General features: G+C 43.0%; 20 protein-coding genes. 5 read left to right on the top strand and 15 right to left on the bottom strand.

Annotated elements, in window-relative coordinates; translation table 11 throughout:
* Positions 1-540 precede the first annotated feature (540 nt).
* Both VEZ01S_RS07565 and VEZ01S_RS07560 read left to right on the top strand, forming a co-directional pair.
* A complete protein-coding gene (locus VEZ01S_RS07565; protein WP_021713430.1) occupies positions 541-1,464 on the top strand; it encodes a porin in 924 nt (307 codons plus the stop codon).
* A gap of 192 nt (positions 1,465-1,656) precedes the next feature.
* Positions 1,657-2,277, top strand: a complete 621-nt coding sequence (locus tag VEZ01S_RS07560; protein ID WP_021713429.1) for a glutaredoxin domain-containing protein — start codon at positions 1,657-1,659, stop codon at positions 2,275-2,277.
* Between the two features lie 74 nt (positions 2,278-2,351).
* Here VEZ01S_RS07560 and VEZ01S_RS07555 read toward each other — a convergent pair whose 3' ends face one another.
* The 3 genes from VEZ01S_RS07555 to VEZ01S_RS07545 all read right to left on the bottom strand — a co-directional run bounded on the left by VEZ01S_RS07555 (position 2,352) and on the right by VEZ01S_RS07545 (position 4,840).
* Positions 2,352-2,699, bottom strand: a complete 348-nt coding sequence (locus tag VEZ01S_RS07555; RefSeq protein WP_021713428.1) for a hypothetical protein — start codon at positions 2,697-2,699, stop codon at positions 2,352-2,354.
* A 16-nt stretch (positions 2,700-2,715) separates the two neighbouring features.
* Complete coding sequence (locus VEZ01S_RS07550) at positions 2,716-4,038, bottom strand: peptidoglycan DD-metalloendopeptidase family protein (protein ID WP_021713427.1); 1,323 nt, start codon at positions 4,036-4,038, stop codon at positions 2,716-2,718.
* 172 nt (positions 4,039-4,210) lie between these two features.
* Positions 4,211-4,840 carry a hypothetical protein gene (locus VEZ01S_RS07545; protein WP_040890404.1) on the bottom strand — a complete coding sequence of 210 codons (630 nt, stop codon included), beginning with the start codon at positions 4,838-4,840 and terminating at the stop codon, positions 4,211-4,213.
* A 480-nt stretch (positions 4,841-5,320) separates the two neighbouring features.
* Here VEZ01S_RS07545 and VEZ01S_RS07540 point away from each other — a divergent pair, with 480 nt between their 5' ends.
* Positions 5,321-5,563, top strand: a complete 243-nt coding sequence (locus VEZ01S_RS07540; RefSeq protein WP_021713425.1) for a hypothetical protein — start codon at positions 5,321-5,323, stop codon at positions 5,561-5,563.
* Between the two features lie 318 nt (positions 5,564-5,881).
* Here VEZ01S_RS07540 and VEZ01S_RS07535 read toward each other — a convergent pair whose 3' ends face one another.
* From VEZ01S_RS07535 to malE, 4 genes are all read right to left on the bottom strand, one after another.
* A complete protein-coding gene (locus VEZ01S_RS07535) occupies positions 5,882-6,544 on the bottom strand; it encodes a hypothetical protein (protein ID WP_021713424.1) in 663 nt (220 codons plus the stop codon).
* Positions 6,545-7,129: 585 nt separating this feature from the next.
* Positions 7,130-8,020, bottom strand: coding sequence for a maltose ABC transporter permease MalG (malG, locus tag VEZ01S_RS07530; RefSeq protein ID WP_021713423.1), 891 nt, complete (start codon positions 8,018-8,020; stop codon positions 7,130-7,132).
* Between the two features lie 12 nt (positions 8,021-8,032).
* A complete protein-coding gene (gene malF, locus VEZ01S_RS07525; RefSeq protein WP_021713422.1) occupies positions 8,033-9,625 on the bottom strand; it encodes a maltose ABC transporter permease MalF in 1,593 nt (530 codons plus the stop codon).
* Between the two features lie 67 nt (positions 9,626-9,692).
* Positions 9,693-10,871: a maltose/maltodextrin ABC transporter substrate-binding protein MalE gene (gene malE / locus VEZ01S_RS07520; RefSeq protein ID WP_021713421.1), complete on the bottom strand. Its 1,179-nt coding sequence runs from the start codon at positions 10,869-10,871 to the stop codon at positions 9,693-9,695.
* Between the two features lie 667 nt (positions 10,872-11,538).
* Here malE and malK point away from each other — a divergent pair.
* Positions 11,539-12,663 carry a maltose/maltodextrin ABC transporter ATP-binding protein MalK gene (gene malK, locus VEZ01S_RS07515; protein ID WP_021713420.1) on the top strand — a complete coding sequence of 375 codons (1,125 nt, stop codon included), beginning with the start codon at positions 11,539-11,541 and terminating at the stop codon, positions 12,661-12,663.
* Positions 12,664-12,725: 62 nt separating this feature from the next.
* Here the strand turns inward: malK and VEZ01S_RS07510 are convergent, their stop codons facing one another.
* The 6 genes from VEZ01S_RS07510 to VEZ01S_RS07485 form a co-directional block, all read right to left on the bottom strand.
* Entirely contained in the window at positions 12,726-12,926 is a 201-nt protein-coding gene (locus VEZ01S_RS07510) for a hypothetical protein (protein WP_021713419.1), read from the bottom strand.
* 309 nt (positions 12,927-13,235) lie between these two features.
* Positions 13,236-13,985, bottom strand: coding sequence for a phosphate ABC transporter ATP-binding protein PstB (gene pstB / locus VEZ01S_RS07505; RefSeq protein WP_021713418.1), 750 nt, complete (start codon positions 13,983-13,985; stop codon positions 13,236-13,238).
* A gap of 41 nt (positions 13,986-14,026) precedes the next feature.
* Positions 14,027-14,890 carry a phosphate ABC transporter permease PstA gene (gene pstA, locus VEZ01S_RS07500; protein ID WP_021713417.1) on the bottom strand — a complete coding sequence of 288 codons (864 nt, stop codon included), beginning with the start codon at positions 14,888-14,890 and terminating at the stop codon, positions 14,027-14,029.
* Between the two features lie 5 nt (positions 14,891-14,895).
* Positions 14,896-15,807: a phosphate ABC transporter permease subunit PstC gene (gene pstC, locus VEZ01S_RS07495; protein WP_021713416.1), complete on the bottom strand. Its 912-nt coding sequence runs from the start codon at positions 15,805-15,807 to the stop codon at positions 14,896-14,898.
* Between the two features lie 102 nt (positions 15,808-15,909).
* Positions 15,910-16,731, bottom strand: a complete 822-nt coding sequence (locus tag VEZ01S_RS07490) for a phosphate ABC transporter substrate-binding protein (protein ID WP_021713415.1) — start codon at positions 16,729-16,731, stop codon at positions 15,910-15,912.
* Positions 16,732-17,248: 517 nt separating this feature from the next.
* Positions 17,249-18,577 (bottom strand): DEAD/DEAH box helicase, encoded by a 1,329-nt coding sequence (locus VEZ01S_RS07485; protein WP_021713414.1) that lies wholly within the window; start codon positions 18,575-18,577, stop codon positions 17,249-17,251.
* 265 nt (positions 18,578-18,842) lie between these two features.
* Here VEZ01S_RS07485 and VEZ01S_RS07480 point away from each other — a divergent pair, with 265 nt between their 5' ends.
* Entirely contained in the window at positions 18,843-19,127 is a 285-nt protein-coding gene (locus VEZ01S_RS07480) for an Lpp/OprI family alanine-zipper lipoprotein (RefSeq protein ID WP_021713413.1), read from the top strand.
* Between the two features lie 69 nt (positions 19,128-19,196).
* On the opposite strand, the gene VEZ01S_RS07475 is transcribed toward VEZ01S_RS07480, so the two are convergent.
* Both VEZ01S_RS07475 and phrB read right to left on the bottom strand, forming a co-directional pair.
* Entirely contained in the window at positions 19,197-20,147 is a 951-nt protein-coding gene (locus VEZ01S_RS07475) for a L,D-transpeptidase family protein (RefSeq protein ID WP_021713412.1), read from the bottom strand.
* The gene (gene phrB / locus VEZ01S_RS07470) at positions 20,137-21,591 is read right to left on the bottom strand and encodes a deoxyribodipyrimidine photo-lyase (protein WP_021713411.1); all 1,455 of its coding nucleotides are present in this window, start codon (positions 21,589-21,591) and stop codon (positions 20,137-20,139) included. The genes VEZ01S_RS07475 and phrB overlap by 11 nt, the downstream gene beginning before the upstream one ends.
* Positions 21,592-21,593 lie beyond the last annotated feature (2 nt).

Genomic DNA, 21,593 nt, shown 5'->3' with positions numbered 1-21,593 from the left:
CAATAAACACAGTCTTGGTGCAAAAGTATCACCTCATCACACACTCGGCTACGTGCTCGGTTGCACCTTTGATTGCACACTTGGTTGCATAGAGTGTTTTGCATTTCATGGATACGTTAAATTCAATGAACTCAAAGAGGCCGATCCAGATCACACTTTCTATTAAAAAATTGAGCCAGATCGCAATCCATTTTGCTAGCCCCGATACCACACAATCGTTCTGACAAATCCATTCTTTACCAGGGCTATTCAAGAATCACACTTATTTACAAGCAGCACATAGCGACTATTTTTCAATAACTTACACAGTAAAAATGCCATTTCACATCACGTACCGCCCTAATTAACCCCTTATAAATCATATGGTTATTAACTTATCCCATTCATCATTTCGTCATCAAAGCGTCACTTCTCATTCATATATGAGTCATTAGACATTCATATTTCAACTCTAAATTAGCGGCAAATCAAACGGGCATGAGCTCGAAAAAATAACTCCTGAGTAAAAACTCATACTTTTATAAAATAGGAAATTTCAAAATGAAAAAGGCAGCACTAACTACCGCAATTTTAGCTGTAATGGCTTCAGGTTCTGCAGCAGCGGCAACAGTATACAAAGATGATGCTTCTGAGCTGAAAATTGGCGGTCGTGCGGAAGCTCGTTTCAACATTTCTGACAACAACGAATCAGTAGATAACAGCACTTTCAAAGATGAGTCTCGTGCTCGTTTAAACATCGTTGGCAAAACTCAAATCAATGAAGATTTTTATGGTTTTGGTAAATATGAAGCTCAGTTTGATACTGATGCAAAGATCACTAACCGCTACGTTTTCGCAGGTATCGGCACTAACATCGGTGATTTCTCTTACGGCAAGCAAGACACAGCTCAAGTTATGCTAACTGACATTACGGACGTAATGGCTACATTCGGTGGAGACGCAGCTGATATCGTTGTGGGTAACGAAGACAAGCTTACTAACAACTTCCTATACGCTGGTGAGTTCGGTGGCTTTGACATCCAAGCTAACTACCTAGCAAACGACGAAAAAGACACTGACAGCTACGGCGCTGCAGCAATGTACTCTTTTGACTTCGGTCTAGCTCTTGGCCTTGGTTACGTTGCTCAAGCAAACGGCAACGATGACAACAGCCAAATCAACTTTGCAGCTGAGTACTCAATTGCTGACTTCACTCTAGGCGGTTTCTACGCACTAGGCTCTGTTGCAGACCAAGACGTTAACGCATTTGAAGTATCTGCAGTTTACAAGCTAGACAAGTGGACATTCGCAGCGGTTTACAACTACCAAGACGTTGAAAATGTTGACGATGCTACTGTTGATAACGCAGCTATCGAAGCCGTTTACAAGTTCAACGGCAACCTTCGCACTTACGCTGGCTACAAGTTCGAGCAAGTTGAAGGTGAAGACGACCAAATCCAAGCGGGTATCCGTTACGATTTCTAATTTGGGATAATGGCTAATCCTTAGATTAGACACATTCCTTATTTGGAAGACCAAGTAGAAGACCGAGCCTATGCTCGGTCTTTTTGTTTCTGTCTAACGACTGATTTTTCAAACTAAATTTCATAAATATTGAAAGGTTTTTGCTGTAAGCATGTTCTACTCTATTAATAGGTGCACAAAAGGAATGGCAACATGAGCAAACCCATAAAAATCACACTGTATCGCTGGAGAGGAAGCTGGGGACCTTTTAAGGTTAATATCCCTTGTGGTGAATGTACTCTCACTAAAGATATCCTAAAAGATACCTTCGAAAATGAACTCAAAGATGTGCCTATCGAGCTCGAGATCAAAGACTGGTTATCTCACTGGTGGGAGCCACTAAAACTGGGCGCATGGCATGCTCCAATCTTAGTGGTCGAAGGCAAAGTCGTCAGTCAAGGGGAAGCACTTAATCGAGGTGTATTGGTGCAATCGGTGATTGCTCAATGGACTAAGATTGACGAGCTAAAAGGCAATATCGTTTTTGGCAAAGCCACCTGCCCTTATTGCGTCAAAGCGAAAGCGATGCTCGATAAAGCGGGAGTGTCGTACACCTATTTTGATGTGGTCAAAGACAGCGCCGCGTTGTACCGAATGATCCCAGAAGTAAAAGCACACATAGGCCAAAAAACACCGGTGACTGTGCCACAAATTTGGATGAACGGTAACTATATTGGGGGCGCCGATAATCTAGAAAAATGGCTACCTAGTGAGCACAATACCGTTGTGCCCGATAACGTTGTCGACATTCCAGCACGAACAGGCAGTGCTTAGCCTATGTCTGCCCTAAAACAAAAAAATCCGCCACAAAGGCGGATTTTTTCTGACGGTCAAATAAGCGAATACGCTTATTTTCTTTTTGGCTGTTGGTACGTTTTGCCTGCCATTTTATAGGTATCACTTTGCTTTACGTCAAAGTAGGCATCAAAGAACCACGCCACAAAACGAATAACATGCTCGTCAGTATTCATTATGTGTTCAACAAACTCCTGAAGATCATCGCCTTCTTGCTGAGTCGTCACGTGGTATACACGTTGCTCGCCTTCCACTTCAGCAACCGCAAATTGTCCTTTTAAAGACAGGGCCACTTCCGATACTTCTTCATACTCGCACTCTTGCAGTAATTGCAGGGCTTGTGGAAGATCGTCACACTGGCTTGCTAGCACGACTAATTGAGTAAATTCGCTTTGGTTCATTGACTCTATACCTAAATTAAAGAGATTCTTGAGGCTTATTATTCTGCGAATGATGCTGACTCGCAAGTAATACTTCCTCTTCTTTCATCATCTGAATCAAATTGTCACGACGAGTGGCAAACTTTGCCATCTCATTTTTAGGCACCGATTCCGCCATTGGAATATTTGCGGTCATTGGGTTGACCGGACGGTTACGAATCAAGAGTTCATAGTGTAAATGCGGCCCGGTAATACGTCCTGTCGCACCTGACAATGCGATACGTTGACCACGTTTCACTTGTTGTCCCTTCTTCACCAAAATACGGCTCAAGTGCAAATAACGCGTTTTATAAATAGAGCCATGCTCTAACACAACGTACTTACCTGCATAGGGGTGATTACGAATCATGATCACTTTACCATCACCGGTTGCCATAACCGGTGTTCCCACTGGCGCACGGAAATCGGTGCCGTTGTGAGGAGAAAGACGACCGGTTACTGGGTGACGTCGATTTGGGTTAAACGGCGAAGTCACATAGTGATTTTCTTCAGGGTAACGCATAAATGCACGTTGTAGGCTTTCCCCGTTTTCGTCATAAAACTGTCCATCAGTGTGTAAGAAAGCACTGATTGTGCGCCCGCGATTAAAGATTTTAACGGCTTCAATCTCGCGACTGCCTGTTTCAACACCATCAACCGATTGAACCTTATGGACAACTGAGAATTTATCCCCTGCACGTAAATCACGAGTGAAATTTAATTTGTCTTTCATCAAGGTAGTAATGGTGCGAATTTCATTGATGCTCAAGCCCAGTTTATGTGCTGATTTAGAAAAACTGCCATGCACCGAACCCACTAAAGCGCTGGTATCCCACTGTCCTTTTATTGAAATATCTTTAAATGCATAGCCGCCATGTTCAACACGAGAATATTGCACAATATCCGCTGGGTTAAACTTCAACTGCATTTTTTCGAGCACGCCCGATTGTTCATTAATCCAAAACAACAGTCTATTGCCCGGACGCAAAGTATCTAAAGAAAGGTGGTTCAAATCTTCTTCCATAATGCTTAATAAGCTTTTATATGAAATGCCTAACTTAGAAAAAATAACGCTCAAGCTATCACCATTTTTGATGGTGTAGCTGTAAGTGGGAACAGAAACAGACACAAGGTGAGTGACTTTAGCATCCGCGTCATCGGCAACAGCGGCACTTGAGGTTTCAATATTCAGTGGTACAAACTTTCGTTCATCTTTATTGTGCGATAACACAACAATGGCAATTAACACTAAAGGTAAAATCAACAAGCCTTTTTTTATTTTGGAGCGCGATTGTTGACTAAGTTGATTTAACTTTAACACCGAAATACCTACTAAAATGTATAACACGCCATTAAAATCATGCAGTTACGCATATTTTGGCCTGATAGTTTAAAAATTAATGAGCTAAAACAAGCTCGCGTTTACAGAATAACGTCCTTGAATGCTAGTGGCTGAAAAATGGTCGACAAGCCAAATAAGGCGCAGTCAACACTTAACGAGCACTTTCAACTAGTTGATTCCCTGAAAGGGTAAACCTTCTGGTTATTAATTGGTTGGGCTGTTCAGCCAAAGACTGGCTTAACGCATGCTGTTTAAAGCTCAGCTCAACGGTGTTATTTTTATAGATTAGCGACTCAATTTCAATGCGATCACCTAAAAACAGCTCTTGTGAGATGGAATAATGGCCATTTTCTTTTTGGTTTACATCTAAATAGTAAAATGCACCGCTGCCTGAGGTTCTAACAATAGAAGGAATCAACCATACCGCAGCGCGTGATTGCTGATTTCGCTGCTGAATTTCGCATAACCAATGGGTATTAAGTAACAGTTTACTCTTTACTTGATTGTAGACGTAGTCTGATTCATACAGATAAGGATCTACCCTGCCACGACGAAATTGTACGCTAGATTGGATAATCACATCTGTGAGTGCGCCCGGTTTTACGACTAAAGATGCTGGTAAATCAAATTGAGTCTGATCACAGTGACTGTCTAGAGAGACCGTAAGAGGCTCATTCAAGCTCGCCCCCTTTTTGAAACCATGCTTGGTATACGAACCTGCGTGTGCAACTCCAATCACCAATACGAAACTCATCAACATGATTTTCAAAATATTCAACATATGACTTAACCAACTTTTATTCTAAGCCATATGCATCTAGGCAAGGCTTTCGCGGCGCTTATTCTAACAAGCTATATCTATTTTTATAACAGAGTTTTGTCAATCTTTGATTGCATATACAACCAAATGAAATGCTGACGTGAATGTATTTATTTAACCTTTTGATTAATCAACAAATATTATCCCCTTCTCTCAGCGCCTCGTTAAATCGACAGATTCTCTTTCCCTCATTTACTGCCTACTATTCCGCCAAATTAACAATGCTACCCCGTGCATAGAAAAATAATCATATGAAAACACAGGAATGAAACTTAACTGTAATCATATTTTCATTTAAATCTGTTTAAATCTTCGGTCAGCATGGAAGTCAGTGAATTATCGTCCGTCGCTCAAGGCTAAAAAACACCGTCTTTGAGTGGCAGCAACACGCATTCATACCTCATCGATGACTTCCAACAAAGACATAAGCAAAGAGATAACATGCAAGAAGTAAAACTAGGAATTGATGTCATTAAGGATAAAAAGGCCGTCGAGTATCAGTGGGTCAGAACCATGTACGTCGAGGGGTATTCTGAAGAACGCATTGATCATTACATTAATGAATGCTTTGGGGGCGACCCTGTGTTCTCTCATTTATTTCGAAGAGTCGCTTTGCATCAAGAAAGTGTCTACGTGTTAATGCAGCACTTAGGACATGCACCTTCTAATATTGAAAATATCTAACTAATAAAAAAGGAAGCATCAGTGCTCAAGCCATCGCGCTTTCCTGTTGCTTTACCCTAGCAAATGCACTCAAACGCCTTAATGTATAGTCACTCCAGACACATTGAGGTGTTTTTTTTGGGACAGAAATTGGTTCTGTGACGTACTCTTCGGTACAAAGAGCCAACATGTTATTTGACAAAATCTTGTTTGTTATATTACTTAATTAGGATGTAACGGATTAGCCAATATATGGGAAAGTAACGGGCTAAAACGCTTGGCACAAAATTTCGCTTCAAAGCGATAATGCCGAACGTTTTAGTCCCTATTTAATTGTTTTCATGTCGTTTTTTCGTATGAACCAACAACAACTCTCGACCAGTATTTATCATCATTTTCCATGTTACATTGCAAATGCGTACTTTCACCTTCTAGCTGGAAAGGAATAATACGACCATCAGATGTATAAAAACCCTTTTCATTTAAGGGGTAAAAGATAGCGATTCTATACTCTGCTTCTGGTAAAAATAATTCTGGTTTATAAAATACTACTTGCTCTGAACTAACCCCAAGCAAATCATCATATTTAGCGTAATATGTTATTTCTGAATGCTGAAAAACAAGCCCTCGAATTTCATGTCCGAAAGTAGATTTAAGTGATTCTATAAGTATTGGAATATCAATGGCTAAACAGTAGTCAGCATTAAACCTTTCAAATAATTCATTGCTATTTTTCTTTGAAGATAAGCACAAGCAGTAACAATGTCTTGGTGGAACTTTCCAAATAGGATCAGATGCCAAAGATTCTCTTGATATGTGATGACCATTAATGAAAAGTTCACCTACATTTTTATCCCAAAGAAATTCTTTCTCGGTTTCTTTATCCCTCATAAGAGCATTTTCAAGTCGGCTATAATGACCCAAGTCACTAAATCTAGGACTTATTTCCCCTTTAGCTATAGGTTCAAGAAACTCTTTTTTTCCATATAAATACTTAATCATTGCAGCCTATTTCACCTAACGACATAATATTCTTAATAACAGGCCCACTCGTTTTCCGCTTGCCTAACTTTCATTCAAGCTATCATAAATCAATGAATTCAATGCATGTATTTCACATTTCGCATTCTGTCTTTACGTAAAAACGAGCGAGCGCGTCACCTTAGGTAAGGTAAACAATAATTCTTTGATTAACAATTACTTATTAAATTTTCCATCAGTAAAACGATGCTGGGTTCTCGGCAAAACAAGCAATTTTCATACTCAAACCGAGTTCAACCCCAATAAACTGTATAAATTCACAAGAGTTGTATTCTAGATCGCCTAGCAAATTTGGTCATATAGTTGGATGGTTTGGCATAAGAAAAAGTAAGTCAATTGCCAACTAGAATGTTGTGCAAAAAAACTAACTTAAAACATAAAGGGACAGAAGTAAGCCTGCCAACACTTCCTATCTGCAAATAATAACTACAAACTTTAAACCTAAGCCCTATGAAAAAGGAGCTCATAAGAGCCCCTTCAGTAATAGCACCACCAAAGCACAATGCCTTGGCTGCCGCCTTCATTTATAACAAGCGATAAATCTACTTACCCTTTCACACCACCGGATGTTAAACCGCCCACTAGCCAACGTTGCGCTAATAAGAACACAATCGTAATCGGCAGTGCTGACAATACCGCTGCTGCGGCAAAATCACCCCATAAGTAGTTTTGCGGATACAGATACTGCTGCATGCCCACCGCTAGGGTGTATGAGTTCACATCTGACAGTAACAAAGACGCCACAGGCACTTCACCCACAACGCCGATGAAAGATAAGATAAACACCACCGCTAAAATAGGCACCGACAATGGCAACAACACCAAACGGAATGCTTGCCAAGGGGTTGCGCCATCCAATGCCGCCGCCTCTTCCAAGGAGTTATCGATGGTTTCAAAGTAGCCTTTAATGGTCCATACGTGCAGCGCTATACCGCCAAGATAGGAGAAAATAAGACCGCCATGGGTATTTAGCCCCAAGAATGGGATGTACTGACCTAATTTATCAAACAGCGCATAGATAGCCACCAGCGCCAATACCGCTGGGAACATTTGGAAAATCATCATCGCTTTTAAGATGGTGTTTTTGCCTTTAAAGCGCATGCGAGCAAACGCGTACGCTGAGGTCGTAGACAGCGCCACAATCAAAATAGAGGTGATGCCTGCCACTTTCACTGAATTCCACAGCCATAACAACACAGGGAACGGAGGCGGCGTGACACTGCCATCCGCATGGGTCACCGATAAGCCAAGGGCTAACTTCCAATGCTCTAAGGAAGGATTGTCAGGAATCAAGCTACCTGTGGCAAAGTTACCTTCTCGAAATGAAATGGCGATCACCATCAACAAAGGGAAGATAATCAACGACAAGAAGATCCACAGCGCAATATGCGTTGCCCAAACACGGTATTTAAGGTTTTTGCCTTGTACCATAGCCATTGTTATTGCTCCTTAATCTTGAGATAGCTTAGTGAAACGAAGGTTCAGTAGCGCCATACCACCCACTAATAGGAAGATAAGCGTTGCGATAGCACTTGCTAGGCCAAAGTCTTGACCACCACTGCCCTCAAAGGCGATGCGGTAGGTGTAGCTCACCAACAAGTCGGTGTAACCGGCAGGCTCTGAGGTGCCTATCATGTTTGGACCGCCGTTGGTTAATAGCTGAATCATGACAAAGTTATTGAAGTTAAACGCAAAGCTGGCAATTAACAGCGGCGTCATGGGTTTAATCATTAAAGGTACGGTAATGTGGAAAAAGTTCTTAAATGGCCCTGCGCCATCAATTGCTGATGCCTCATACAAATCATCAGGGATGGCTTTTAATAGCCCCATACACAAGATCATCATGTATGGGAAACCAAGCCAAGTGTTTACTATCAACACCATGGTTTTGGCTAAGAAGGGATCAGAGAACCAGTTTGGTGAAATGCCAAATAGCTGACTGAGCACTAAGTTAATTTCACCAAAACTTTGGTTAAACAAACCTTTGAATATCAAGATAGAAATAAAAGCGGGGACGGCATAAGGCAAGATAAGCAACACACGGTAAATCGCGCGCCCTTTTAGCTCTTCCCATTGCACCACGCTTGCCAATACCAAGCCAATCACGAGTGTAAAGATAATCGTTAAGACCGAAAAAACCACCGTCCAGATAAAAATGGAGATAAATGGCTCTTTGATGCCGTCGTCTTTCCAAACACGTTCAAAGTTAGCCCCCCCAATACCGACAATAAAACCGGGCGAGACAGTCTGACCAACAAAATCACCATTGGCATCCACAGCTTGATAAAAACCCACGTCCATATTTGGCATGAAAGTTTCACCCGTTTCGTTATTAAGCAGGGTCTTCCCGTCTCCTTGCAATGTAAATAACGGCTCTACACCCGCAAATTTACGTAACCCGCTCATACGAACCGCTTCACCACTTGGCTTAATAAGATCAATCTTACTTAATACCGGGCGAGCTTTAATGATGCTTTTTATCGGTTCCTTGTCACCTTGTATTGAATTGGCATCCACCACCATCAATGACAAATCTTTGCCTGAGCTCTCTTTACCGAAGCTGTCTTTACTTAGATTAAATTCTCGCGTCACTAAAGTCTGCTCGCCATCTTGCAGGGCAATGATGTGTCCACCAGCGGTTTTTAGCAGTTGAAACGGATAGCTGTCGCCGCTTTGAAAAGTGCGATTCACCAACACTGACTGTGCTCGGTCAAGGGTCAGTTGATTCTTAGCGCTGTAATTGGTAAAGGCGAGGTTCACGGTATACGCGAGCGGAAAGAGAATGAATAGGATCATTCCCGCGATACCTGGGTAAATATAGCGATGCGCGTAGGTTTTCTTACTGCCAAAGATATACAGCGCTAACGCCGTTAAAATCAGCGTCAGAAGCGCAAATGCTACCTCTCCACGAGAGTACATTAATACGGTCGCATAACCGTTTATAATTCCGACTAAGCCAAGGGTTGCCCACTTCAATACTGATTTAGTATTTCCGGCAACGGAAGGAGTCTCAACAGAACCAGAAGATTGAACTGTCTGCATAAAAAGAACCTACTAGCGAATAATAAATAGAGAAAAGTAAGGAGGGGTTACCCCCTCCTTAAAGGGTTTACTTAAGCATTTGTTTTTTAGCGTCTTCTAGAGCGGCATCCACCGATTGACGACCATCAACCACATTGATGATGGCATTCTTCGCAGAGCTCCAATAAGTGTTCATTTGTGGAATGTTCGGCATAATTTCACCGTGCTCGGCGCTGGCCATTGTCGCGGCAATGCGAGGATCAGCAGCCAATTCTTTTTGGAACGATTTTAATGCAACTGCGCCCAGTGGCTTATCGTTATTCACATCGCGTAAGCCTTCGTTAGTCAGCAAGTAATTCTCTAGGAACTCAACCGCAAGATCTTTGTTTGGTGACGCAGTGCTGATACCCGCGGTTAGTACACCTACAAACGGTGAAGAAGCCTGACCTTTGAAGGTAGGTAGTGTTGTGACGCCATAGTTCACTTTGTTGTCATAGCCGCCCCATGCCCAAGGACCATTAATCGTCAGTGCCACATCACCCTTAGCAAAAGAAGAATCTGCGATAGAATAATCCATGTCCGCAGAAATCACTTTGCTGTCCACCAATGACTTGATGAAATTCATCGCGTCTTTCACGCCCGCCTTATCAATGCCCACGTTTTTAACATCATAACCAGCATCAGTGTGCTTGAACGCATAACCACCATCAGCAGCCATTAGTGGCCATGTGAAGTACGGTTCTTTTAGGTTCCACATGATCGCTTTTTTGCCTTCTTTGGCTAACTTAGCGTCAAGAGCCGCCACTTCTTCCCAAGTTTTAGGTGGGTTTGGCACAAGATCTTTATTGTAGATAAGAGCCAGAGCTTCGATAGCCACAGGGTAACCGATGGTTTTGCCTTGGAAGTTCACTGCATCCCATGCAAAATCTACGATACCGTCTTTGATTTCTTTAGACGGTTTAATTTCAGCGAGCAAACCTGCTTCGGCGTAACCCCCAAAACGATCGTGCGCCCAAAAGATAATATCAGGACCGTCACCTGTCGCGGCAACTTGAGGGAAGCGAGACTCTAAGCCATCAGGGTGCGCTACTGTCACTTTAATGCCAGTATCTTCCTCAAAGCGTTTACCTACTTCAGCAAGGCCGTTGTAACCTTTATCGCCATTGATCCAAATAGTCAGCTGACCTTCTTGAATTGCGGCGTGAGCCCCAAAAGAACCAAGCGCAACGAGTGTCCCAAGTGCAACTGTACTTAGAGCTTTTTTCATGTGTGTTATCCTTTTTTATTATTAGTGTAGGGCTATCAAAGTGTTCCCTGAAGCCAAATTTCAGGCTCTATCATCCGCTACTCCCTATGAATCATCATCATCCTGTTTACTACGCCCTATCATGACGACATCATTTTCGTGATCCGCCTCTCCCAGCGCCAGTGATCGGCTTCACAAAAACACCATTGTTGTGATTCAAATCATTAGAAAACCCCAGATAAAAGAGATATTGATCCATTTAACACTTGCCTTGCGACTGGCTACTCCTCCCCTGCTACTCCCCCTACAAAAAATCGAACCAGGAGGATGTTTAAGGTCATGAAATTGCACAAACTAACACCATCCGAGATATGGATAGTAAGAGCCCTTTCTAACTTAATGGTTAGAATTACATTTCAAACCTAGCCAGTAGTTACTTTGTCGGTAAGCTGATTAAAGTGCGGGGGATATTGGTTAGAATTGGAAATGGTCAGGTGATGTGACCAAAACAGTCTAAATTATTGACTCTTAGGGTGAGTGATTAATATTAGTGTTTTGTGTTCATCACCTTTTTTCTTTCCTGTTCTCTATACATTATATTGCACGATTTCTAATTGAACGTTCATGGCATAATTCATAACCATAAATGGGCGTTAATGGGTAAAATTAATATTGAGGATCCACTCAAATGACCAGTGTCACGTTAAAAAATGTATGTAAATCCTATGGTGACGTAAAGATCTCAAAGAACGTCGACCTAGAGATTAAAGAAGGTGAGTTTGTTGTCTTCGTTGGTCCATCGGGTTGTGGTAAGTCCACGCTGTTGCGTTGTATTGCTGGCCTAGAAGATATTACCTCTGGCGATCTTTACATTGGTGATCAACGAATGAACGATGTGGAACCATCCAAACGTGGCGTTGGCATGGTATTCCAGTCGTACGCGCTTTATCCGCATCTAAATTTATACGACAACATGTCTTTTGGCATGAAGCTAGCTAAAGCAGACAAAGCGGAAACTGAAAAGCGTGTTAAGCACGCCGCCGATATCTTACAACTGACACACCTTTTAGACCGACAACCTAAAGCCCTATCTGGCGGTCAACGTCAGCGCGTCGCCATTGGCCGAACGTTAGTCTCACAGCCACAAGTCTTCTTGCTCGATGAACCACTGTCGAATCTAGATGCAGCACTGCGCGTACAAATGCGCAGTGAAATCACCAAACTGCAACGCCAGCTGGGCTGCACTATGATCTACGTCACTCACGATCAAGTGGAAGCCATGACCATGGCCGATAAAATTGTGGTCTTAGATGGTGGTTATGTCTCTCAAGTTGGCCGACCACTGGATTTATATCACTATCCACAAAACCGCTTTGTTGCCGGTTTTATTGGCTCACCAAAAATGAACTTCATTAGCGTACACGCCATTGAGGCCTCTTCAACACAAGTCAAAGTTGAGCTAGAAAATAAGGTGGCGTTTACTATTCCAGTGGATGGCACCACTGTTGTTGTTGGTGAGCGTATGTCACTGGGCATTCGCCCTGAACATCTATTAATGTCGGATTCATCTGAAGCCACCATTGAAGGTGAAGTCACTATCGTTGAAAAACTCGGCCAAGAAACCCAAGTGTACCTATCGGTAGACAGTGCCGACACGGATATCAACTTTAGACAGCCAGATACCCTAGAAGTTGAACCTGGCGATCACTACGCGATCGGTATTGATCCTAAGCGCTGTCACCTATTCCACGATGACGGACGCGCATGTCGCCGTTTACATCAAGAAGTAGGAGCCACTATTTCACAGGCGTAAAACATCACGCATAAAAAAGCCGAGCTATTTAAGCTCGGCTTTTGTTTATCATCGTATTTTACTTAATGAACTGGCGTTTCTGATTCGGAGTAGAACTTACCAAAATACTGCTCTAGTATTTCTGGTGTCAGTTCCCCAGCTTCTTCCAGTTTTTTTAATTCTGCCGCTATCTTCTTTTGCTCTTCTATTGAAGGCAACTTCTGTTCTGGCTGATCTTCGGCCTCTTTGGCCATTGCTTCTAGCTCTTTTTCCAAATCACTCACGACTAATACCTCATATCGAATCTCAATTGAGTGTACTTAGACCTGAATAGAAGATCAATCTTACGCTCTTTGCTTATACCAATCGTACTAAATAATTGGTATTAGATCTGATGCCATGGATGCGACGTAATACCAATCCACATAAGTCATGCATATAAGTTAATTACTTAAATATATGATTATGAGTACCTATCCGGGTTGGTATAACGAAAAACTACCATTGCGTTGAATAAAAAAGCCCCTCAAAAATCGAGGGGCAATAGTCCATCGCTTTTTATTATAGTTAATTTTTCAGATTGAAACGGCGGGTTAACCAAAGTCGCCGTTCACGTAACCTTGAGTACGATCATCTCGTGGGTTACTAAATATTACAGGTGTTTCATCATGTTCAACCAACTCGCCCATCAAGAAGAAAGCGGTACGGTCTGAAATACGACGCGCTTGCTGCATTGAGTGAGTTACGATAACAATGGTGTAATCCTTTTTCAGATCTTCCATCAGTTCTTCGATCTTGTGCGTCGCAATAGGATCAAGTGCTGATGTTGGTTCATCCATCAAAATGACATCCGGTTCCATCGCGATAGTACGCGCAATACACAAACGTTGCTGCTGACCACCAGAAAGACCAAATGCGTGTGATTTTAAGCGATCTTTCACTTCATCCCACAACGCTGCACCGCGCAGTGATTTTTCAACCACTTTATCGATGTGCTTCTTGTCTTTGATACCTTGAGCACGCAGACCGTAAGCCACGTTTTCATAGATGCTCATCGGGAATGGGTTTGGCTTTTGGAATACCATACCCACTTTGATGCGCAGGTCAGCAACGTCGATGTTGCTATAGATATCTTGACCATCCATTTCCACAAGGCCAGTAATTTTTACGCCTTCAATCAAATCGTTCATGCGGTTTAGGCAGCGCAATAGCGTTGATTTACCACAACCCGAAGGGCCGATAAGCGCCGTTACTTGGCGAAGAGGAATTGGCAGATTGATGCTTTTTAGCGCTTTATTGTCGCCGTAGTAAAGATCTAGGTTTTCGATATTAAATTTGTTCATGTTCAGTATCTCTTAAATTCTTTGTGTCTATCTAACAACAATTAGTAAGTCGCTTTGTTGAAACGGCTAGCAATCAATTTGGTTAACATATTAATCAGAAGTACCACTACAATCAGCACCGTTGCGGTACCGTAGGCTTGGTTCCACTCATCGATAGTAAATAGCTCTGTTGTTAACTTATATAGGTGAACGGTTAGCGTACGGCCTGAATCAAGAAGCGTATCAGGAATACGTGCCACCATACCTGCTGTCAAAAATACCGGCGCTGATTCACCAATTACGCGACCAATACTCAAGATAACAGACGTCAAAATACCTGGCATTGCGCTTGGTAGGATTAAGCGCCAAATGGTGTAGATTTTTGACGAGCCTAAAGCATAAGAACCTTCACGGAAAGTTTGAGGAACCGCAATCAATGCTTCTTCCGTTGCACGGATAATCACTGGCAGAATCAAAATACTTAACGTTAGTGCACCCGATAGGATAGAGAAACCGAATCCCATAATGGTCACAAAGAAGGTCATACCAAATAGACCAAAGATAATCGACGGGATACCCGCCAGTGATTCAGTACAAAAACGAATCACTTTTACGAACTTACTACCTACTTGAGCATATTCAGTAAGGTAGATAGCCGTCATAATCCCCAATGGAGCCGCGACAGAAATCGACGCGATTACCATGTAGATCGTAGATACGATCATAGGGAAAATACCTTGAGAGTCTCCTGTGCGGCTATAGTCGCCTGTCACGAAGTCCCAGTTTACGAATTGCAAACCGTTCGACAAAATGTACCAGATAATCCAGAACAAAAAGCCGACAGTCAGTGCAGCTGACAGCCACACAAATGCGTTAAGCATGTTGTCTTTACGCAGACGAGCTTGTTTTAATTTTACTGTATCCATTACTCTTATCTCGCTTTCTGACGGTTAAGATACAAAAGAGCACCGTTTAGCATCATAATGAAGATCAACAGAACCACACCGGTCGCGTACAATGCATTGGCGTGAAGCCCACTTGCGTACGACATTTCAATCGCGATGTTGGCGGTCAGTGTACGCGCCGCGTCCAATAGTCCTTCAGGCATTGCCGGAGCATTACCCATAACCATGATGATCGCCATGGTTTCGCCAAGCGCACGACCAATCCCCAAAATAACGCCGGTCATAATGCCCGAACGAGCAGCGGGAACAAGAAGCTTAAATATGGTGTAAATCTTTGAAGCGCCTAACGCTAAAGAACCTTCTTTGTAAGTGCGTGGTACTGCGCGAATAGAGGTTTCAGATACGGTAATAACCGTCGGCAAAATCATAACGCCAAGTACAATAATACCGGCTAAGATAGTGTTACCAGCAGGTACATTAAAGATGTCTTGGATAAGCGGTACGATAATAACCAGGCCGAAGAAGCCGTATACCACCGAAGGAATACCCGCTAATAATTCGATAGCCGGGCGAATGATATTGCCCACGCGCTTTGGCGCGATTTCAGCAATAAAGATGGCAGTTAATACGCCAACAGGAACACCAAATAAGACCGCACCCAGTGTCGACACCAGTGAGGCAACAATCATAGTTGCAACACCGTACAACGCTGGTGGTAGCCAGTTTTGGCCTAGTACAATTCCGCCAAAACCAGCGGCTTGGAATGCTGGGATACTTTCTCTAACGATGAAATAAGCGATTATGGCTAGAGAAACAATACCGATAATGGCACTGGATAAGAACAATCCATGAAAGATTCTCTCTCTCCAGTCTATGCCACGGTCTTCCCTTAATGAAGAGCTAGGGAGCACCGAAGCTTGAACATTGTCATTTTTCATTGAAAAATTCACTATTAATTGCGATGGGAAAATCAAATACGCAAACAAAATGCGCAGAAAAAGCTCAGCCTTCACAGGCTGAGCAAAATAACTTATTAATTATTACTTAGCTGAGATGTAGCCTTTGCTTGCTACTAGCTTTTGTGCAGCTGAAGATTGCATCCACTCAAGGAATTTCTTAGTTTCAGCAGAAGTGTTTGCTTCTTTGTAAAGAACTAGGAAAGGACGAGCAACGTTGTAAGAACCGTTCTGAACGTTTGCTACAGAAGCAGCAGCGCCGTCGATTGCTACAGCGTGTACACTGCTGTCTACAGTACCAAGAGAGATGTAACCGATAGCGTATGGGTTAGAAGCAACTTGAGTTTTAAGTGCGCCGTTACCGTTTGCTACTTGAGCACGTTGAGAGATAGCAGATACTGTTACGTCGTTTACTTTCATTTTAAGACCCATGATGTCTTCGAAAGCGCCACGAGTACCAGAAGCTGTGTCACGTGTAACAGTTACGATTGGCTTGTCTGCGCCGCCAACTTGTTTCCAGTTTGAGATTTCGCCTTTGTAGATAGATTGAACTTGTGCAGAAGTTAGACCTTCTACAGAGTTCGCTGGGTTAACAACAACTGCGATACCGTCAAGTGCGATAGTCAATTCTGTAAGAGCTGGCTCTTTCTCAGAATCTTTAAGGTCACGAGAAGACATACCTAGGTTTGCAGTGCCAGATTTAGCAGCACGAACACCTGCAGAAGAACCAGGGCCTTGAACTTCGATAAATACGTTATTGTTCGACTTCATGTAAGTTTCAGAGAAAACTTCCATAAGAGGAGTAACGCTGCTTGAACCAACTGCTGAGATAGTCTCTTTTGCAACTGCAGGAGTCATTGTTAGTGCGCCTAGAAGTGCAACGGCACCGATTACTGTCTTTTTCATCTGTTTGTCCTTAATGGGAATAACGTTCACAACATTTACTATGCTGTGGGTTTGTTTAGTTGACGAGGGACACTTTAAGCGTGTTTTATGACACTTATGTTTCAGAACTTTGAAAGGTAAATGACAATTTACTCAGAATTGGCTCCTGATTTGAACAACAGAAACTCAGTGACGTACAAGAGAAAAGAATGAAAAGTCGCATAGACTCAGGACAGATAACGATAAGAATAAATGGCAAAAAGAAAACCAAATAACTGAAAAAACAACAACTTAAGTGGAGGCACTAGGAATAACATTCATTTAGAATGTAAAAATACCGTATAAATAACACGCTACTCCGCCACCTCAAACCTTCACTCATGCATCGAAAAACCGCTATTTTTAGCCTGATAAAAACGGTCATAATTAACTGTAATATTTCACAGAAAAAGTGAATTTTTTTGCTACGGCAATAAAAAAGCGAAGATAATTATCTTCGCTTTTATGCACCAAGATGCGCAGTGATATTTAAAATGAATTAGTCATCAATTTTAGGTGGTGTTTTCTTCTTCGGAATAAACACGGCATCACCCACAGCCACATTAGTGTGAAAGGTCTTATCACGCTTAACCGGCTTCTTAGCCACTTTTTTCGCTGCGGTTGGCTTCTTATTTGTTTTATTGGCTTTACCACGGAAAGCCGGCTTCTTAGGCTTAATGCCCTTGAACTTCCCTTTTAAGCCTTCTAAAACATCAAAGGTTAAATCTTGCTGCAAGAAGCTCTCTACGCGCTTAAAGCTATCCCAGTCTTTAGGACCGACTAAAGAAAGTGCCATACCCTTATTACCTGCACGACCAGTACGACCTACGCGGTGTACATATTCTTCAGTGTGCTTTGGCATATCAAAGTTGATAACGTGAGAAACATTCGCGATATCAATACCGCGTGAGGCGATATCAGTGGTCACCAAGATTTTGAATACCGTACGCTCAAACTGGCTCATAATCGTATTACGCTGAGTTTGCGTCAGACCACCACTTAGTGCGACTGCTTTTAAATTCAGTTTATTGAGCTCAACGGTTAAACGTTCAGTGTCTGAGCGCGTCGCCGTGAAAATCATAATCTGATTGTAATCAGCATCGGCGATGATGCGATGTAGCAATGCTTCTTTATGATCTAAGTGATCACAAAGATAAAATTTCTGGTCGATATCCGTATGGTGCGCGTTACCACTTTCAATAGAGATACGTTTTGGAGCGTTTAACATCTCCATTGCCATATCGTGCACTTCGGCGTGATCAAGCGTTGCAGAGAACATCAATGTTTGACGGCGGCGGTGTTTAGCCAGTTTGTGAATGCGCATCAGCTCAGGAGCAAAGCCCAAATCTAACATTCGGTCCGCTTCATCAAGCACTAAAGTATCTAAACCATCTAAAAATAGAGAGCGATGCTCAAGGTGATCGGCTAAACGTCCTGGCGTTGCCACGATAAAACGTGGGTATTTGCGCAGTGCTTTCACTTGGTCGTTGAAGTTTTCACCGCCGACAATCAAGGTGGCGGTATAAGAAAGTCCGCCTAACATAGTACGTAGCTCACCATAAACTTGGCGCGCTAGCTCACGCGTCGGCGCTAAAATAACACCACGTGGATCTTTGGCTGAAAAGGCTTTACTTTTTAATGCTTTGTGCAGCATAGGCAAAACAAACGCTAAAGTCTTGCCCGAACCGGTTTTAGACGAGGCAAGCAAATCTTTACCTGCAAGTGCTACAGGGATTGCCTGTTGCTGAATTTCGGTCGCATTCTTAAACGAATAGTGATCCAAATTCTTCATTAAACGATTGTCTAAACCTAATTCTTTAAACTTCAAAGTACTCTCCAATAAAAAGGGGGATGTTGCTTTCTATCTACCCAAATTACCTATAGAGAAAGCAAGCCATACAAAAATCTGGCTAATAGTACCTTAGTTAACGACTCAGATCACAAAAATATCCGTCATTTCGGGGACGATTGATGCTGGTTTTCGTGATAATTACCTAATTTCTATTAATTATTCGAACATATTTTATTCTACGTCTACACTATTTAAGCCATCAGAAATAAGTGGCATAACTAAAAGAAATCAGGGAGTTCGTATGAATAAAAAAATTATACTTGTAGCAGGAGTTAGCTCAGTATTATTGTTGGCAGGCTGTGCCTCAGGCCCAGACGACGCAACGAAAGCACAAATGGCTGATACTGACTCTAGAGTATCTCAACTAGAGAAAGATCTCGCAGCGCTAAAAGCGGAGCATGAAAAAGACTCAGCGGAGAACAAAGCAACGGCAATGCAAGCTAAAGAAGCTGCTATGGCCGCTCAGGACGAATCAGCTCGTGCAAACGAACGCCTAGATAACGTCGCACAATCCTATACTAAGTAGTCTCACTACTGTCTAAATTTCAAAGCCAGCGTTTACGCTGGCTTTTTTATTCATTGATACCCCTCAACCTCAATCATAACTGCCGTCATGCACCATAATCGGCATACCTGTCTGAATTTGAATCACACCGTTAACCTTAGAATAGGTCTGGGAATAATTTGCCAACTGATCGCTGTCTAGCCATATTTGCAGCTCTAGCGGCCAATCAAAGGTTTGTTTAGTGCCATTTTTTGCGGTTAAAGGTTCATGAGACTCGATGAACACACTGCTATCGGGCTCAACCGCCATTTTGATCGGTTGATTGACGATTTGCACTCGAGTGCCGCGCCCTACTCGTTCAAATAACCATTGAATATCATCCGGCTCCATCCGAATACAACCACTACTGACTCTCAAGCCAATGCCAAAGTCTTTGTTCGTGCCATGAATCAAATATTGCCCGGAGCCATAGCGCAGACGCATGGCGTATTCACCCAAAGGGTTATCTGGGCCAGCAGGAACGACATCAGGTAACTCAATACCGTCTTCTTCATAGGCCATACGAATGGATTGCGGAGGCGTCCAAGTCGGCGCTTCTATCATGGCGCTAATTGAAGTGACCATTTGCGGTGTTTCTCGACCAATGCGACCGATACCCACTGGAAATACATGCACATGTTCACCGTCAGGATCGTAATAATAGAGGCGCAGCTCGGCAAGGTTGACCACAATGCCTTCTTGCTTCGCCGACGGTAAGATAAACCGATTTGGGATCGTCAATACTTCCCCTTCATCGGGAAGAAAAGGATCCACGCCTCGATTTGCCGCAATCAGGCTGAGTAGCCCCACATCATATTCTTTTGCCAGCAACGCAAATGTTTCACCCGCTTGCACTTGGTGACGCTGTAACTTACCCGCTACATGACTGCCATCAACAGGCAACCGGTACGTTGCGGCAAAGGCACCCTGCCCACACAGCGATACAAACAGAACCAATGACCACAACACGTCTAAACGCTTAATACTAGACTTAGCATTCATTATTCTTCGCTTCCTTATACATCTGCAAAGCTCGCACCCTTTGCGTTTTATGATCCACAATAGGAAAAGGATAGTCCAAACTGGCAAATTCATCCCATAGCCAAGGGCAATGAATGTATTTGTCTGGCACAGAGCTCAGCTCGGGAAGCCAGTGCCGAACAAACTCTCCTTGAGGATCGCACTTCTGCCCCTGAGTCACCGGATTAAAAACCCGAAAATAGGGCTGCGCGTCGCATCCTGTCGAGGCAGACCATTGCCATCCGCCATTATTCGCTGCGAAATCTCCATCCACCAACTGATTCATAAAGTAACGCTCACCATAACGCCAGTCTAAAAGCAGATCTTTGCTTAAAAAGCTGGCAACGATCATACGCAGTCTATTGTGCATCCAACCAGTTTGGTTCAACTGCTTCATTGCTGCATCAACGATGGGATACCCGGTGGTGCCTTGCTGCCAATGGATCAGATGCGCTATGTCTCCTTGCCAGCGAATGTGATCGCACCACACTAAGAAATTAGCGCCTTTACATAACTTGGGCTGGAAATAAATAAGGTGTTGATAAAACTCTCGCCATATCAATTCAGCGAGCCAAGTTTGCTCACCTAAATTTAATTGCTCTGGGTTACGACCGTTGAGCAAACGAGCAATACATTGGCGGACGGATAACATCCCTAGGGCAAGGTAAGGAGAAAGCTGACTGGTGCCATTAACGGACGGCACATCTCGGTTGTCGTGATAAAAATTGGCTTTTTGTAAGGAAAATAAACGTAATGCGCCTAAAAGGGCTGGAGTATCAACCGGCCAACAATCACTATTAACGTTCGTTGCGGCTTTGAATTTCTTGACCTCTCTAGGAAGTTCAAAGGTATGCTCAGCGTAAAATAGCGCATTTAGGGTAAGCGCAACGGGTTTTCGTACCACCAATCGTGCAGCGTCAAAGCGTTGTAACCAACTGTTTTTAAAGGGCGTGAACACTTTAAAATGACGACCTTGTTTGGTTAAAATACCTCCGGGAGCAAACACACACTTATCTGAATATAACGAAAAAGGAATGTCGCTACGCTCAAGGCTGCATTTAACCAGCGCATCTCGGCGTAATTCATTCACTTCATAATCGGCATTCGCAAACACTTGCTCTATCGCAAAACGGGTACATAACTCCGATATTAAGGCGCCACATTCTTGGTAGCTATCTACGACCTCTATGCGCAAATGAATGCGTAACTGCGCCAACTCCGTAGACAATGCCTCTAAGCGACGAACCACAAGTTGTTGCCGCCGCTCAGAAACGCCGTGCTCTTGCCATTGCTTTGGCGTTACTGTGAATAGCGCTATCAGCCCTTTATCCGGCGCCTCTGAGCTGGCCACTTTATCCATTGCGCGAATAAGCGCCGTATTATCTATCGTTCTAAGATCGCGTCGAAACCAGACTAAAGTGCGCATGA

This window comes from Vibrio ezurae NBRC 102218 (genome assembly GCF_000467185.1).
In the GTDB taxonomy this organism is placed as follows: Bacteria; Pseudomonadota; Gammaproteobacteria; order Enterobacterales; family Vibrionaceae; genus Vibrio; species Vibrio ezurae.
The sequence above is the reverse complement of the archived record's forward strand: the minus strand, read 5'-3'. Positions and strand labels throughout refer to the sequence as shown.